Source organism: Pantoea sp. NPDC088449, from assembly GCF_044753225.1.
GTDB lineage: Bacteria > Pseudomonadota > Gammaproteobacteria > Enterobacterales > Enterobacteriaceae > Pantoea > Pantoea floridensis.
On the sequence record NZ_JBIVMT010000002.1, the window covers coordinates 466,204 to 482,588 of the forward strand.

At 51.9% G+C, this 16,385-nt stretch carries 13 protein-coding genes; 8 read left to right on the forward strand and 5 right to left on the reverse strand.

What is annotated here, in order from left to right; translation table 11 throughout:
- Window positions 1-196: 196 nt before the first annotated feature.
- On the forward strand, window positions 197-2,227 hold the full coding sequence (locus tag ACIP6T_RS13420) for a choline transporter (protein WP_400457678.1): 2,031 nt from the start codon (window positions 197-199) through the stop codon (window positions 2,225-2,227).
- Window positions 2,228-2,392: 165 nt separating this feature from the next.
- Window positions 2,393-3,367 carry a UV DNA damage repair endonuclease UvsE gene (gene uvsE / locus ACIP6T_RS13425; RefSeq protein ID WP_400457681.1) on the forward strand — a complete coding sequence of 325 codons (975 nt, stop codon included), beginning with the start codon at window positions 2,393-2,395 and terminating at the stop codon, window positions 3,365-3,367.
- Here uvsE and ACIP6T_RS13430 read toward each other — a convergent pair.
- Genes ACIP6T_RS13430 through ACIP6T_RS13440 form a run of 3 tightly spaced genes read right to left on the reverse strand, consistent with a single transcriptional unit; the run spans window position 3,354 to window position 5,600 of the window.
- Window positions 3,354-3,827 carry an OmpA family protein gene (locus ACIP6T_RS13430; protein WP_097097937.1) on the reverse strand — a complete coding sequence of 158 codons (474 nt, stop codon included), beginning with the start codon at window positions 3,825-3,827 and terminating at the stop codon, window positions 3,354-3,356. The genes uvsE and ACIP6T_RS13430 overlap by 14 nt on opposite strands.
- Complete coding sequence (locus tag ACIP6T_RS13435; RefSeq protein ID WP_097097936.1) at window positions 3,824-5,038, reverse strand: diguanylate cyclase domain-containing protein; 1,215 nt, start codon at window positions 5,036-5,038, stop codon at window positions 3,824-3,826. Before ACIP6T_RS13435 ends, ACIP6T_RS13430 begins: the two co-directional genes overlap by 4 nt.
- A 1-nt stretch (window position 5,039) precedes the next feature.
- Window positions 5,040-5,600, reverse strand: a complete 561-nt coding sequence (locus ACIP6T_RS13440; RefSeq protein WP_400457685.1) for a YfiR family protein — start codon at window positions 5,598-5,600, stop codon at window positions 5,040-5,042.
- Between the two features lie 519 nt (window positions 5,601-6,119).
- Here ACIP6T_RS13440 and ACIP6T_RS13445 point away from each other — a divergent pair.
- Window positions 6,120-8,228 carry an FUSC family protein gene (locus ACIP6T_RS13445; protein WP_400457687.1) on the forward strand — a complete coding sequence of 703 codons (2,109 nt, stop codon included), beginning with the start codon at window positions 6,120-6,122 and terminating at the stop codon, window positions 8,226-8,228.
- 10 nt (window positions 8,229-8,238) lie between these two features.
- Here the strand turns inward: ACIP6T_RS13445 and ACIP6T_RS13450 are convergent, their stop codons facing one another.
- Both ACIP6T_RS13450 and ascF read right to left on the reverse strand, forming a co-directional pair.
- Window positions 8,239-9,675, reverse strand: coding sequence for a 6-phospho-beta-glucosidase (locus ACIP6T_RS13450; RefSeq protein ID WP_400457689.1), 1,437 nt, complete (start codon window positions 9,673-9,675; stop codon window positions 8,239-8,241).
- Between the two features lie 11 nt (window positions 9,676-9,686).
- Complete coding sequence (ascF, locus tag ACIP6T_RS13455; protein ID WP_400457691.1) at window positions 9,687-11,138, reverse strand: PTS cellobiose/arbutin/salicin transporter subunit IIBC; 1,452 nt, start codon at window positions 11,136-11,138, stop codon at window positions 9,687-9,689.
- 252 nt (window positions 11,139-11,390) lie between these two features.
- Here ascF and ACIP6T_RS13460 point away from each other — a divergent pair, with 252 nt between their 5' ends.
- The 5 genes from ACIP6T_RS13460 to argE all read left to right on the forward strand — a co-directional run bounded on the left by ACIP6T_RS13460 (window position 11,391) and on the right by argE (window position 16,296).
- The gene (locus ACIP6T_RS13460; protein ID WP_400457693.1) at window positions 11,391-12,410 is read left to right on the forward strand and encodes a LacI family DNA-binding transcriptional regulator; all 1,020 of its coding nucleotides are present in this window, start codon (window positions 11,391-11,393) and stop codon (window positions 12,408-12,410) included.
- A gap of 315 nt (window positions 12,411-12,725) precedes the next feature.
- Window positions 12,726-13,796, forward strand: coding sequence for an acyltransferase family protein (locus ACIP6T_RS13465; RefSeq protein ID WP_400457695.1), 1,071 nt, complete (start codon window positions 12,726-12,728; stop codon window positions 13,794-13,796).
- Between the two features lie 209 nt (window positions 13,797-14,005).
- Entirely contained in the window at window positions 14,006-14,440 is a 435-nt protein-coding gene (locus ACIP6T_RS13470) for a RidA family protein (RefSeq protein WP_097097929.1), read from the forward strand.
- A 4-nt stretch (window positions 14,441-14,444) separates the two neighbouring features.
- The gene (locus ACIP6T_RS13475) at window positions 14,445-15,119 is read left to right on the forward strand and encodes a DUF1028 domain-containing protein (protein WP_097097928.1); all 675 of its coding nucleotides are present in this window, start codon (window positions 14,445-14,447) and stop codon (window positions 15,117-15,119) included.
- Between the two features lie 16 nt (window positions 15,120-15,135).
- Window positions 15,136-16,296, forward strand: a complete 1,161-nt coding sequence (argE, locus tag ACIP6T_RS13480; protein WP_400457698.1) for an acetylornithine deacetylase — start codon at window positions 15,136-15,138, stop codon at window positions 16,294-16,296.
- Window positions 16,297-16,385: the final 89 nt, after the last annotated feature.

Sequence of the window (16,385 nt, forward strand, 5' to 3'; positions counted from 1 at the left end):
AATATAAAAAAGAAATTTGTTAGGATGCTGTGCTTGATTTGTTACAGAAACGGAGCGGTTAGTTGAAAGGAACTTAGCAGGTGCGCATTAATGCAAACCCTACGGAAACCGCATTTTCCCGCGTAGGATCGCCATTCATTGCGACCAAATCGGGCTTTATTGGCATGAATTACAGGAAATTAACCAGAGGTAATCGATGATTAATCCACCTGCCAGTGAAAAAGACAGAATCAATCCTGTGGTGTTTTACACCTCCGCCGGACTGATTCTGACGTTTTCACTTGTCACGATTTTTTACAGCGAATTAGCGGCCAGCTGGATTCAGACCGCCGTCAATTGGGTCACCTCCACGTTTGGCTGGTACTACATGCTCGCTGCCACGCTGTACATCGTGTTCGTCATTTACATGGCGTGTTCCCGCTACGGCGCAATCAAGCTCGGGCCTGAGCAATCCAAACCCGAATTCAGCTTACTGAGCTGGTCGGCAATGCTGTTCGCGGCCGGCATTGGTATAGACCTGATGTTCTTCTCGGTAGCCGAACCGGTTACCCAATATATGCAGCCGCCGGAAGGTGCAGGGCAGACCATGGAAGCGGCGCGTCAGGCAATGGTGTGGACGCTGTTTCACTATGGCGTGACCGGCTGGTCTATGTACGCGTTAATGGGGATCGCACTCGGCTACTTTAGCTATCGCTACAATCTGCCGCTCACCATTCGTTCCGCGCTCTATCCGATATTCGGTAAGCGCATTAATGGTCCGATTGGTCACACGGTAGATATCGCCGCGGTAATCGGCACCATCTTTGGTATCGCCACCACCTTGGGTATTGGTGTGGTGCAGCTTAACTACGGTCTTAATGTACTGTTTGATGTGCCGGAAGGCTTCACCGCGCAGGCGGCGTTGATTGTGCTGTCGGTGATTATCGCGACCATTTCAGTCACCTCCGGCGTAGATAAAGGGATCCGTATTCTTTCGGAACTCAACGTCGCGCTGGCGCTGGGATTGATCCTGTTCGTGTTGTTTATGGGCAAAACGGACTTCCTGCTTAATGCGCTGGTGCTGAACGTGGGGGATTACGTCAATCGCTTTATGGGCATGACGCTCAACACCTTTGCCTTTGACCAGCCAAGAGAGTGGATGAATAGCTGGACGCTGTTCTTCTGGGCATGGTGGGTTGCATGGTCACCGTTTGTTGGCCTGTTCCTTGCGCGTATTTCACGCGGCCGTACCATTCGTGAGTTCGTATTAGGTACGCTGATCATCCCCTTCACCTTTACGCTGCTGTGGCTGTCAGTGTTCGGTAACGCGGCGCTGTACGAAATCATTCACGGTGATGCAGGTTTTGCGCAGGAAGTGATGGCGCATGCCGAACGCGGTTTCTACAGTCTGCTGGCGCAGTATCCCGCCTTTAAGTTCAGTGCTTCCGTTGCCACCATCACCGGTATGCTGTTCTATGTTACGTCTGCTGATTCAGGCTCGCTGGTGCTGGGTAACTTCACCTCGAAGCTGAAAGACATCAACAGCGATGCACCAAACTGGCTGCGTATTTTCTGGTCGATAGCGATTGGTGTGCTGACCATGGGCATGCTGATGACCAACGGCATTTCTGCCTTGCAGAACGCCACGGTGATCATGGGCTTACCGTTCAGTTTCGTGATCTTCTTTGTGATGGCCGGCTTGTATAAATCGCTGAAGGTGGAAGATCATCGCCGCGCCAGCGCCAGCCGCGACACTGCGCCGTATATTCCGGCCAGCAACGATCGTCTGAGCTGGAAGAAGCGCTTATCGCGCCTGATGAACTACCCGGGCACGCGCTATACACAGAAAATGATGGAAGAGGTGTTGTATCCAGCGATGCAGGACGTGGCGAAAGAATTGGAACTGCGCGGTGGACGCGTGTCGCTGGAGCGGGCGGAACCGGAGGAAGGGCAGCCGCTGGGCCATCTGGACCTGCGCGTGCTGCTGGGCGAAGAGCAGGATTTCGTCTATCAGATTTGGCCACAACAGTACTCGGTACCGGGCTTTACCTATCGTGCGCGCAGCGGTAAATCAACCTATTACCGCCTGGAAACCTTCCTGCTGGAAGGCAGCCAGGGCAACGATTTGATGGATTACAACAAAGAGCAGGTGATTTTCGATATTCTCGATCAGTATGAGCGTCACCTGAACTTTATCCATCTTCATCGTGAAGCGCCGGGCAGCAGCATGACCTTCCCGAGCGTGTAACCGGTGGTTACCTGCCGATGAGCTAAGCACTGAACGACTTTCGTTCGCCATTTGCTACTGAGTCATCATCGCTGTAACGCCTGTAGGGTCGCCATTCATGGCGACCCACTCGCGCAGATTCCCGAATAACAGCTAAGCTTTCAAGCTGATTAAATGGGGGATGAAATGAAATTAGGCTTTGCTTGTAAGTATCTGGATCAACAGGCTACCCAGCCGTTTCCCTTCAAAAGCACCACGCGCACGCGCTTTCTCAGCCTTGACGATGATGCTCGCATCACGCTGCTGAACCAACTTGCGCAGAATAATCTGCAAAACCTCCATCTCACGCTGAACCAGCTGGCAGCGCAACCAGACGCGCTTCGCATGATGCGAATTGGCAGCGATCTGTTACCGCTTTACACGGTCCCGCAAGCTACCCAGCTTTATGGTGAATTGCTGAAGGATCTCGAGCCGTTATTGCAGCGCTGCGGTGAGTTGGCGCGGGCCCATAATATTCGCCTGTCATTTCACCCCGGCCAATATACCGTGCTGGCATCAGATAATGAGGGCGTAGTGGATCGCGCGATTGAAGATGTGGAATATCACGCCACCTGCGCCGTGCTGATGGGTTATGGCCGCCAGTTTCAGGATTTCAAAATCAATATCCATATGAACGGGAAAAAGGGGATTGAGGGATTTCGCGCCGCGTTTAGGCGCCTGAGTCCGGCAGCCCGTAATATGCTCACGGTGGAAAACGACGAGATATCCTGCTCGCTGGATGATGTATTACAGGCGCGCCATCTTTGTCCTGTGGTGCTGGATATCCACCATCATTGGGTGAAAGAGAATCAATATATTCAGGCTGACGATGCGCGTATTGAGCTGATTGAGTCGTCATGGCGTGATGTGCGGCCGGTACTGCATTATTCAATTGCTCAGGAAGGCATCATTCCCGATCGTGGTTTTCCCGATCAGCAGGATTTGGCCGTATCAAAGTCGAAACTTCGCGCCCACTCCGATTACTACTTCAATCAAACGTTAAATGATTGGGCGCTGTCGTTTAATGCCTTTGATATTATGTGCGAAGTCAAAATGAAGAATTTAGCACGCGACCGTTTATACCATTATGCAGTCGAGCGCCAGCGCATTACGGTGAGGTAATCACAATCGCTACGCGGCGATTTTGTGCCCGGCCCTGAGCGCTGTTATTACTGGTGACCGGCGCGCTCATGCCGAGGCCGCGCGTGACAATATTGTCGCGTGGGATTGCCGCGCCCACCGCCCACTGAGCCGCTACGGCGTTGGCGCGTTTCAGTGAGAGCTGTTGGTTATAATCCGCTTTGCCGTAGTTATCTGTATGACCATCAACGCGCACGTGCTTAATGCCGCTAGCCGCCAAATTTCTCGCCATCGTGGTGATGGTACTTTTACTGGCTGGCGTGAGTTCCGACTCGTTCACACCGAACAAAATTTTGTCCGATAAGCCTAACCCCCAGCCTTCGTTATTTTCACTGAAGCCAGCGTGACGCATCGCCGCTATTTGCGCATCGCTGAAGCGCCCCGTTGACTGGCAGCCAACCAGCGCCCATACCACCATCATCAGGAAAAGTTTTCTTTTCATACCTGCACCTTACTTATTCCCTTATTTTTATACATATTCATATCTGCGCGTTCCAGAATCGATTCCACCGTATCGCCGTGCTGTGACCAGGCATAGCCGATGGTTACCGAGGTGGTTATCTGAGTGCCTTCCGCAACCACAATTTTTTGGCTAATGGCTTCATGAATATCCTGCAATAGCAATTGAAGCTGTGCTTCACTTACCCGGCTGGTGATTAACATGGCGAACTCATCGCCCCCAAGTCGTGCCACTAAATCATTTTTATAAGCCAAAGCGGAAAGGCGTGATCCGACGGTTTTCAGAACCTCATCACCGGCTGCATGTCCCCAATTGTCATTAATACTCTTAAAGCGATCGCCATCGAGGAACAGCAGGGCAAAACGCTCTTTCGCGAACTGCCGATCGAGCAATTGCGACAGGCGGGCCACAAAAGCGGCGCGGTTAGCCAGGCCGGTTAACGGATCTTCCAGGGCTTTAGCCGCCAGCGACTGATTGTCACGTAGCAGCGAAGCCTGCAACGTTTGCATCTCTGTCAGCAGCGAATTGAGGTCGTCGGAGAAAAGCTGAAACTCCCGGGTTGGGCTTTCCGGAATACGTAATGAAAAGTCACCGGAGCGAATCACGTAATGAATTGAGCTGGTGATATTGCGCAATGAGGCGAGCATGCCGCGATGCAAAAATTCACTCAACAGGAAAGAGATAATCAATACGCACAGCATGCCGCTGGTTAAAATCATCAGCGAGTAGCGGATAAATTCGGCCGCACCGGTAACGGTGCCCTCAAGCGTCAGCGTGCCGACGGTGGATTCCGCGTGGTTAATGTTGACGCTAAGCGGTTTGACGTAAATCCATTCACGCAATAAACGCGGATACCAGCCGTTCTCTTGCTGATGATCGTGCCACTCCACCAATACAGTGTGATCATCAGTGACCAGTTTTGCCGAGTCAAACATTCCTTCTTCACCCAGGCGCGCAATTTTATTATGCGCATCGTAACTGTCTTCAAATACCGTAGCGGCGGTGAGGGTGGTGCTCAGCGTCGCAGCAATCAGTTCCAGATTGCGCTTTTCGTAGTTTTTTATAAACAGTAACGACGTTGAAGAGAGCAGCAGCCAGCACAGCAATAAAATAACGGCAGAATTGATGGTGCTAATTTTGCGCAACTTATTGCGTATCGATGATTTGTCATTTCTTATTTTATCGAGTTTCATCTTATTTGCTTCCATTGCGGGACAGCAACAGCACATCTGGGCTTACCCTGACGCCACTCCGCGCCAGTGAATCAAGATTGACTGAAAATAGCGTGTGGTCAGCATTGAAGATCAGACAAAATGCGGCACCAATCGTACAATCTGTATTGTTTTCAGCCAGGGTAAGCACCGGTTTCCCGCTGAATTGCTTAGCAATTTCCAGCTGTTGTTGTGGCGTCTGTTCGCCGAAATAGACCGCATCGCAATCTTGCGTTGCCAGCTCGCTCTGGCTGGTCAAATAGACCACCTTAAACAGCGCTGCATTGGAGGCGGTATTTTGCGGCAGCGAGAGATGCTGCGCGGATGAAAATACGCAAAGTTGCGGTGCGCGCGTTAAACCCGGCCAGTGCGTAAAGCTAATAATGCCGCTGACGATCCGGTTAGCTTTATCGTCTTTAATTTCGGCAAAAGCAGAGTGTGAAATAAACAGCAGCAGAAAGATGGCATGGATAAAAATTTTACAGGCGTGAATCAGGGATAATTGCCAGTTGGCTTCCCAATAAGCGTGTTGTTTACATAACATCCTGCGTTCCTGGTCATTCTTGGCATCGTTCTGCGCCTGATTAAGCGGGTAAATAGTACCATCGCCGGTTTTAAAAGAGTACTGGGGTTGGCCGCTCGCGCTGATTGGGTCGCCACAATCAATGGCAGCGAGCGGAGTGGCTACTCGTCCAGGCGGGAGGCGCTTTGGTTGATGAAGAGATGATCTGGCACAGGAAACCTCTTTTCTCTGCGCGAAATAATTTTATGGAAATCCCATCGGAATGAGCATGTTTCAACAAAGTGTGATCCAGCACACATTTATTTGTCTGATAACAGATCCTCGTAAAAATCGTCTCAGGCGCGAGAATTGTGCAAAACGGCAGCAATAATGCGCTCCAGCAATCAGATTGCATTAGCAGTCCTTACACGTTATCCGCGCAAAGCATGCGGTTTAAGAACATCTTTTTTTATTGCGAAACATTTTGTCGTATTTATCGAGGTGAGGCTTTTTTACATTCTGGCAGGATACGCAGCACTCGTACTTCCTGGTCTTTGTGTGATGCAGTGGTTTTCAAAAAACGCCGTTTTTTTTGCTGTAAAAACCTCTCTGGCCGCCTTCCTGGCATTGTATCTCGCACTGGAATTGAATCTGGATAAGCCGGCCTGGGCAGTGACCACGGTCCTGCTTGCGTCGCAGCTCTATTCCGCCTCAACCATTTCCAAATCGGTGTTTCGATTACTCGGCACCTTGCTGGGTGGCGTATTTATCTTCTTTATTTTTCCGCCAACCGTGCAACATCCATTGCTGTTCTGTTTCTGCGTCTCGCTGTGGGTGAGCGTTTGCTTGTATTTGTCGCTGCATGACCGCACACCAAAAAGTTATATTTTCATGCTGGCCGGTTACAGTGCAGCAATCATGGGGTTCCCGGAAGTCACCACGCCGCTCTCTATCACCAGCACGGTTATCTCGCGTATAGAAGAGATCACGTTGGGTATCGTCTGCAGCAGCCTGGTGCATGCGCTGTTATTTCCGGTCTCGATGCGCAGCCTGCTGGAGCAAAGCGTTAGCCTGTGGTATCTCAACGCGCGCAAATTATGCAGCGATCTGCTCTCCGGTATTCCCAGCGACACATCGCCTGAGCGCGACGATATTCTCATCCGCATGGCAACCAACCCGCAGCAGGTGGAAGTTCTGATTACCCACTGCGTCTATGAAGGCGATGCCGCGCGCCGGTTAATTCGTCTGGTCAGCGTACAATACCAACATCTTTCCTATTTAATCCCGACGCTCACGGCGATTGAGCTGCGTTTACAGCGGTTATCTGCGCTGCAAATTACTTTCCCGGAAAATGTGGCGCTAACTTTTCAGCTGTTTTTGCAATGGCTACATGATGGCGAAGCGGTGGGTGAAACCAGTGGCATTCAGCAGACGCTGAGTGGCTGTCAGCAGGAACTCAATGCCACATGGCAAAACGGGGAGATGCCCACGGAAACCTGGCTGCTGTTGACCGGATTACTTGAACGACTAACGGATTTTGTGCGTATTGCCGGTGCGTATCAAAGCGTAAGTGGTTTGGTCAGCGATTTGTCAGGCGACACCACGCTGGCACGGGGCAAACGCACGCATCGCTTTTTTGATAAGGGTCTGATCCGGCTCTCAGCGTTAACCGCCTTTTGCGCAACCTTCGGTTCCTGCCTGTTATGGATGGCCTCGGGTTGGCGCGATGGCGCGTCGGCGCCGGTAATGGCGGCCATCCTGTGCTCATTGCTGGCCAGTGTGGATACGCCGCTAACCTCGATGAAGCTGTTTGTTCGTGGCGTCATCGTAGCCATTGTTATCAGCGTGATTTACGTGGCGCTGCTGTTACCGCAAGCCACCTCATTTGAAGCGTTAATCATTTGCCTGGCACCCGGCCTGATGATGCTTGCGCTGATGATTGCGCGGCCTTCGACCAACATGATTGGCCTCAGCGTCGCGATTCAAATTCCCGGTTTCATTGGTTTGGGTCACCATCTAAAACCGGATTTGGTATTGCTGATCAATAATGCGATTGCCTCGATGGCCGGCGTGATGTTTGCGGTTATCGTGACAGCCATCATGCGCAACAAACGACCTTCCTGGACCGCACGCCGCGCAGTGCGGCAAGGCCTGCGCGAGCTATTACGCTTTATTAAAGAGACCGAACGTAATGGCTCGTCGCTGCTGGGACGCCAACGCTTTATCAGTCTGATGTTGGATAAAGTGAATGTGGTACTGCCGCGTTTGCGTCTGGATCCGCATCCCGATATGCGTTCAGCCGGAATGTTGCTCAAAGAAGTGTGGTTGGGCGTAAACAGTTTTGACTACTACGCGCGGCACAAAGCGCTTCTGCAACATTATCAGCTGGATAGCGGACAGATGTTTCATGAACTGGCGCTGTTTCTTAAACGCAGGCTGAAATCCTTGCAGACGCCGCCGCACGCTGACTTGCAAGAGGAACTGGATTTGCTGCTGTTGATACTGGAGCAGTTGGCAAAAAGCGATGAAAGGGTGCTAACACCCTTGTTCCATCTGTTCAGCGTTCGGTTGTATCTGTTCCCGCAGCAAGCGTGGCCGGTGGCGACGCCGCGTCAGGTGGAGATTATTGCGCGACGTCGTTTTATTCACACAGAGTCAGGTGCACGCTAATGCGCACGCATTAGATCGATTCCAGATTACGCCCGTTGCTGGCAATCACCTGTTTGTACCACCAGAACGATTTTTTGCGGATACGCTCAAGGCTGCCGTTACCTTGATCGTCACGATCAACATAGACGAAGCCATAACGTTTACTCATTTCACCGGTCGATGCCGCCACTAAATCAATGCAGCCCCAAGTGGTATAGCCAATCAGCGGAACACCATCAGCGATGGCGTCGCCCATCGCCTGAATATGCTGCTTAAGGTAACTAATGCGGTAATCATCGTTAATTTCGCCGTCAGCATTCATTTCATCGTGCGCGCCTAATCCGTTTTCTACCAGGAAAAGCGGCTTTTGGTAGCGGTCATACATCATGTTCATGGTGATGCGCAGACCAAGCGGATCGATCCCCCAGCCCCACTCGCTACGCGGCAAGTGGGGATTGGTAAGTGATTTCACCACATTGGCGGCGCTGCTGTTTTGCTCATTCATCTCAGCCGACGCACAGCGCGAGGCATAATAGCTGAAAGAGACAAAATCAACCGTGTGACGCAGCGTGGCGGCGTCTTCGGGCTCCATCGCAATTTCCACGCCTTTTTCCCGAAACACGCGAGGGGCATAAGAAGGGTAGGCCCCGCGCGCCTGCACATCGATGAAGAACAGGTTTTCGCGATCTTTTTCCAGTGCTGCCCAAACATCTTCCGGCTTGCACGACCACGGATAAAAATTGCCGCCCGCCAGCATGCATCCCACCTTGTTAGCGGGATTGACCTCATGCGCAATTTTCGTGACCAGCGCACTGGCTACCAGCTCATGATGCGCCGCCTGATACTTCACCTGTTCCGGATTTTCATCAGGCTCAAACACCAAACCCGCGCCCGAAAAAGGACTGTGCAGGAGAATGTTGATCTCGTTAAAAGTCAGCCAATATTTCACCAGACCGTCAAACGCTTCAAAGCAGGTACGCGCGTAGCGGCTGAAAAAAGCGATCATTTTGCGGTTGCGCCATGAACCGTATTCCGTCACCAGATGCATTGGCACATCAAAGTGGCTTAGCGTTACCAGCGGCGTGATGCCGTATTTCTGACACTCTTCAAACAGGCTACGGTAAAAAGCGATCCCTTCTTCATTCGGCGTCAGTTCATCGCCTTTTGGGTAAATACGGCTCCAGGCTATCGAGGTACGGAATACGGTAAAACCCATTTCGGCCATCAGCGCAATATCGTCCTGGTAGCGACGGTAAAAATCGATGGCGTCATGACTGGGATAGTATTCATCGCTGCGCAGCGCAAAGCGCTTCTCCAGGCCCAGCTTTACCGGCATGCGGTGTGCACCATGGGGAATCATATCCACCGTGGTTAAGCCTTTGCCGCCGGCCAGATAGCTCCCCTCAGACTGATTAGCGGCTAATGCGCCGCCCCATAAAAATCCCTCTGGAAATGTCACTGCAGACATAAAAACCTCATTTACACCTTGGATAAATTAACGTTGGCTGGCTTAGCGTTCTCTGCCACAGCTTTTGCCGGTGCATTCTCGGTTACCGGAATATCTTCAAAGCCCAGAATCAACGTAAGCACGAAGGAGAGCACCACGGAAAGCACCATCACGCCACCAACCCACACCATGCTCATCGGATTGCCAGGGTCAAAAAATTGTACGCTGGTAAACAAACCTGGTGAGGCCATCGAATGGCTGGCAAGCCCGCCAATGCCGGCTACCGCGCCGCAAATAAAGCCGCTTATCAGGCTGGCGATCAGGGGACGTTTGAGGCGAACCGCCACGCCGTACAGCGCCGGCTCGGAGATGCCCGCTATAATCGCCGACGCGGCTGCGGCAAACGCCGTCTGGCGCAGTTCCGGATTTTTGGTTTTAAACGCTACCGCCAGCGAAGAGCCGCCAAGCGACAAATTGGCACCGATTTCTGAAGGCATTACCATGCCTTCTTTACCCGTTTCGGCAATGGTTTGGATAATGGTGGGGGTGAATACACGATGCATGCCGGTCATCACCAGCAGCGGCCACAGCGCGCCCATAATGGCCACTGAAAGCCAGCCAAGATAGCCGTGAATGGTATAAACCAGCGCCGAGATACCGCTACCAATCCAGATGCCGAGTGGACCAATCAGCACAATGGCGATCGGTGCCGCTACCAGCACAATCAGCATTGGCTTGAGGAAATTCTTTGTCACTGCCGGTGTGATGCGATCAATCCAGTACTCGATATGTGACAAGATCCAGGTCATTACCAACGCCGGGATCACCGTGTAAGTATATTTCACCGCCGTAACGGGAATATAGGCGAACTCAACCGCCTGACCCTGCGCGGCTTTGGCCATTAAATCAACAAAGTTGGGATGAACCAGCACGCCGGCAATCGCAATCGCTAATGACATATTGGTTTTGAATTTGAGTGCCGCCGAGGCCGCCACCATAATCGGCAGGAAGAAGAAGGCACCATCACCAATGACGTTAAGGATTGCCAGCGTAGACGAACCTTTTGCCACTACGCCGCTCATCTCTAACACCATCGCCAGCAGTTTGACCATCGAACCGCCAATGATCGCCGGAATCAGTGGCGACATGGTGCCCACCAGCGCGTCGAGAATCCCGGCACCGATGCTGCGCAGGGTGATTTTGCGTTTTAACGGCGCGGTACCATCGCGGTTGGGCGTACCGAGCTTCAACACTTCCTGATAGGCGAGGTTAACGTTGTTTCCAATGATCACCTGACATTGGGCATCGGTATGGACGACGCCCATCACGCCGGGAATGGCCTTCAGCGTGGCGTTATCAATCTGCGCGCTATCTTTCACCACAAAGCGCAGACGCGTCATGCAGTGCGTTACCGCTTCGATATTGTCTAACCCGCCGAGCGAAGCCACGATGGCGCGTGAGACTTCCGCATAATTTTTAGCCATGGATTTTTGGTCTCTGTTTTTTTAGGTAGAAGTACAGCCGCCTTCTGTATGATTTATCATCATGAGAAACCGGTTTCACAAAATCATGAAGATGTGGGTTTTCACAGGCAAGAAATTTAAAATTTAATGATCGGAAATGTGAAGTTGATCGGATCGAGCAGAACCATAAATTCGTCGCGGCAGCAGAAAAATTGCCGCACAATTCGCAGATTAGGTACACTGCGGCAATGAGCATGGAAAAAAGAGTGAATCATGGCGACCATACTTGAGGTGGCAAAAGTAGCAGGCGTCTCCAAAGCGACGGTGTCGCGCGTGTTATCGGGCAATGGTTATGTCAGTCAGGAAAAACGGGAAAAAGTGTTTGAGGCGATAGCCGCAACGGGTTTTCGCCCTAATTTACTGGCGCGTAACCTTGCGACCAAATCGAGCCAAACGATTGGATTGGTGATCACCAACACCTTGTATACCGGTAGCTATTTCACCGAATTGATGCAGCACTCCGCACGCCTGATGGAACAGCAGGGGCGTCAACTGCTACTGGTGGATGGCAAACACAGTGCTGAAGAGGAGCGTGCAGCCATTCAATTCCTGCTCGATCTGCGTTGTGATGGGGTAATCATCTATCCGCGTTTTCTCACCACGGATGAGATGGACAACATTATTGCGCAGCATAACCAGCCGATATTGGTGATCAACCGCCGCCTGCGTCAGCACGACAGCTATTGCATCTATTCCGATCAGCAGCGCAGCAGCGCCGAAGCGGTGGAGCAATTAATTGCTCTGGGCCATCGCGATATCGCGTTTATCACCGGGTCGCTGGATTCTCCTACCGGACGCGAGCGTCTGGCGGGCTACAAAGCGGCATTGCAGAAACAGGGCATTGCGGTTGATGAAGGGTTGATCGTGGCGGGCAAATGGCAAGCGCAAAACGGCATGGCGGCGGTAAACACGCTTGTTGCGCAGGGGCGCAATTTCACCGCGCTGGTTGCCAGTAACGACGATATGGCCGTGGGTGCGCTTAAAGCGCTGGCACAACATCAGATGGCCGTGCCCGCACAGGTCGCCGTGATTGGATTCGATGATATTCCGCTGGCGCCTTTTACTATTCCTGCACTGTCGAGCGTAAAAATGCCGGTCACCGAGATGATTCAGGAGACCATCGAACGTTTGATTGCGATGCTGGACGGCGGTGAAATGCGCAATGATAAAATGTTTAGCGGCGAGCTGATTGTGCGGGAATCAATGGGGCCCGGGCCTCATAACAATTTGTGATGGATTAAGTAAAATTTGGCAATGTATCAGTTTCCATCCTGTTATTTCACCGATGGCCAGTTATTACTCTGCTAATAAATGGCTTTATTATTTTTACGCATTAAAAAACAAAATTGATAAAATGCATTGGGAAAAGGGTTCCCTCCACAATGTTCGTTAATTTATTGAGGCCAGTAAACAGCAAACAACACCGCAATTATTTGTTAGGTTATGTTCTCATTCCATTCCTGCTTAATCAGAATTAGTCTTATTGCTAATAAAAGTTACGTGGTGTTAATTTGAGTTAACTCACCAGTCATCTTTCCTGAGGGAATTATGCACGCACGTATAACGCATCTTGATGGAATGCGCGGTTTAGCGATTCTCATGGTTATTGGTTATCATGCCTACGCACGATGGGCGGAATTATTACCCTATGCCACGGCAACAGAGCATATTCCCGTTTTTGCTTATGGTTGGCTTGGTGTGGAATTATTCTTTATGATCTCTGGCTTCGTCATTTTTATGACGCTGGATAAATCGGTTAGCTACATCAGTTTCCTGAAAAAACGCTGGCTGCGTCTTTTTCCTGCCATGTTTATTGCCAGTATGTTGTTGTACTTTGTCGGCGGACTCTTTCCCGAATGGTCAGCGATGACGCCGCAGGTCAAAAACCTGCTGCCCGGCCTGATATTTACCAATCCAGAAACGCTGTCGCAGTTAACCGGCATTGAGTTTAAATCGATGGCGGGTTCGTTCTGGTCGCTTTATGTTGAAGCCGTTTTTTATCTTATTATCGGTGCCATCTATTTTACCTTTGGGCGTAAATATTGCTTACCAGGATTGCTGGTACCCATGCTGCTGCTGTCTGCCTCTTCGGTATTGAAGTCGTTGGGCTATCCTCTTTTTATAGATGTTATTGCCAAGTTCGGTTTTATCCATTACTCATGGTTTATGGTGGGCTGCCTGGTTTACGAAAGAATGCACGGGCGCGATAAGCTGTTGCATTACGCCATTGTGGCGTTCGCGATGCTGATTAATTTCAGCTATTACGTGAAGAATGCCGGTGTAATGACAATTATTCCTTTGCTTGTCGTCATGCTGTTTTTTATTGCCAGTTTCTATTTTAAACAGATGGAGCGCATACTCTCCGTGCGTTTTTTCACGGCGATTGGTTTTGCCAGCTACGCCTTCTATCTTATCCATGAAAACTTAATGATCGCTACGCTAATTAAACTGAATGTTTATATTAAGAGTGAGGGGGTCATGCTATTCATGCCGATTGTTGTGGCTACCGTGCTGTATTATATCGCATTTCTGATCACCAAATATGCAGAGCCAGCGTTGAGAAATATGCTCAAAGGCAAGCGCGTGCCTGCGGCACCGCAATCGGGGGCGGGAGCTTAATACTTCAGCCTGATTGGTTTGGTCTTTCTCAGGGTGCGCTTTTAGGCGCACCGGTCGCTTTCGTCTGCGCATCAGATGTTTACCACCGCCATTTAGTCCTTTCATCCCTCCTTCGGAATTTCTAAAGCAACACCTCGGTTAATGCTGTTTTCACTGTTTCAGGCCGCAGGGTATATCTGACGTAAATCTTTCACTGTTAGCAGGCTGACATGAGCACACATACGCGCATTCGTAAATTCAACACCAAAGAGACGTATCCCAACCAGGCTCTGGATAACGATCTTTGCCAGGCCGTTCGCGCCGGTAATACCGTTTATGTCCGCGGGCAGATAGGCACTGACTTTGCGGGCAATCTGGTGGGGTTAGGCGATCCTGCCGCGCAAGCCGAACAAGCGATGAAAAATGTCAAACAGCTGCTGGAAGAAGCGGGCAGCGACTTGTCGCATATCGTGAAAACCACCACTTACATTATCGATCCGCGCTATCGCGAGCCGGTGTATCAAGTGGTGGGCAAATGGTTGAAAGGGGTGTTTCCCATATCAACTGGCCTGGTGATTTCCGGCCTCGGCCAACCGCAATGGCTAATGGAAATAGATGTGATCGCCGTGATCCCCGACGACTGGCAGCCAGCAGAAGGAGCATGAATTAATGACGTTATCCATTGTTGGACGCTGCGCGGCAACTGGCCAAATCGGCATCGCGATCGCCTCATCCAGTATCGCTGTGGGCGCGCGTTGCCCGTGGTTACGCTCTGACGTCGGTGCCGTCTCAACGCAAAACATCACGTTACCGGCGCTTGGACCACGCATTTTGGATCGCCTGCAGCAGGGTGACAGCGCTGAAGCCGCGTTGCGTAGTGGTTTAGCGAGCGATTGCTGGTTTCAGTATCGCCAGATAACGGTGTTAGCGGCCGATGGGCAAAGTGCCTGGTTCAGCGGAGAGCAAACGTTGGGGATACATAACGCGCAAAGCGGTAACCAGTGCGTCGCCGCCGGTAATTTGCTGGCCAATCCCGAGGTCATCCCGGCGATGGTCGCTGCTTTTGAGCAGCAGCAGGGGCAACTTGCCGCGCGTTTGCTGGCGGCGATGCAAGCCGGCATGGCGGCGGGAGGTGAAGCGGGCCCGATACACTCAGCCGCCTTATCGATCGTGGCGGATCAAGTGTGGCCGATTGTCGATCTCCGCGTTGACTGGACCGCAGCCGAGCCTATCGACGAGCTGAACCAGCTATGGCTGGCTTACCAGCCGCAAATGAATGATTACGTGACGCGCGCCATCGATCCCACTCAGGCACCCAGCTACGGCGTGCCGGGTGACGAGTAACGTTCAAGGAGCGGTGATGTTAACCAGTCGACAACTGCTTGAAACGCTGGTGGCGTTTGATACCACCAGCCGCGAATCCAACCTGGCGCTGATTGATTTCGCCTGGCGCTACTTAACCGATCTGGGGGTCAGCTGCGAGCTGATCCACAACGCTGAATGCAGTAAAGCCAATCTTTATGCGCGGCTGGGGCCAGCGGGCGATGGTGGCGTCATGCTCTCCGGCCATAGTGATGTGGTGCCGGTAGAGGGGCAAAAATGGAGCGTGCCGCCGTTTACCCTAACCGAGCGTGACGGCAAGCTATACGGGCGCGGCACGGCAGACATGAAGGGCTATATCGCCTGTATGCTGGCCGCAGTTCCGCATTTTCTGGCGCAGCCGCTTACGCAGCCTCTTCATCTGGCGATCACTTACGATGAGGAAGTGGGCTGCGTTGGCGTGCGTACTTTGCTTGACGCGCTGGCGCAACGTGCGGAAAAACCGGCGATTTGCCTGATAGGCGAGCCAACTGAACTGCAGCCGGTGCTGGGACACAAAGGTAAACTGGGCGTGCGCTGTGAAGTGAAAGGCGCCGCCTGTCATTCGGCCTATGCGCCGCAGGGCGTGAATGCCATCGAATACGCGGCCAAATTAATTCATCGCCTCACTGCGATAGGCGAGCGCCTGTCGCAACCGCAACGGCAGGATGCACGTTTTGATCCCCCGTTCACGACGGTACAAACGGGCACGATCAACGGTGGCACCGCGTTAAACATTGTGCCAGCCGAATGTACCTTCGACTTCGAAGTCCGCACCTTACCGCACGATAGCGCGCAGGCTATCGCCGATGAGCTGGAGAATTTCGCTCAAACCGCACTTTTACCGCCTATGCGGGCTATCGCACCTGAAAGCGGCATCCGTTTTTATCCTATAAGCGGCTATCCAGGTCTATTCACCGATAAGGAGAGCGCGGCGGCGCAGCTGATTGCCTACCTGACTCAATCAACCGATTTTTCAACGGTAGCCTTTGGTACGGAAGGCGGGCTGTTTCATCAGGCTGGCATTCCCAGCGTAATTTGCGGACCCGGCAGCATGGCGCAGGGCCATAAGCCGGATGAATTTATCAGCGTTGCCCAGCTTGACGCGTGTGATGCCATGCTGGCTCGGCTTGCCGGATGGATGTGCCGCTCATTATCGTGACAACGTCACGGATTGCGTTGCTTTATGTTTTCCAAATGCCAGCTTCAGTAAGCACTAACCGTGTTATACGCGCACAAGCCGTATGCTGG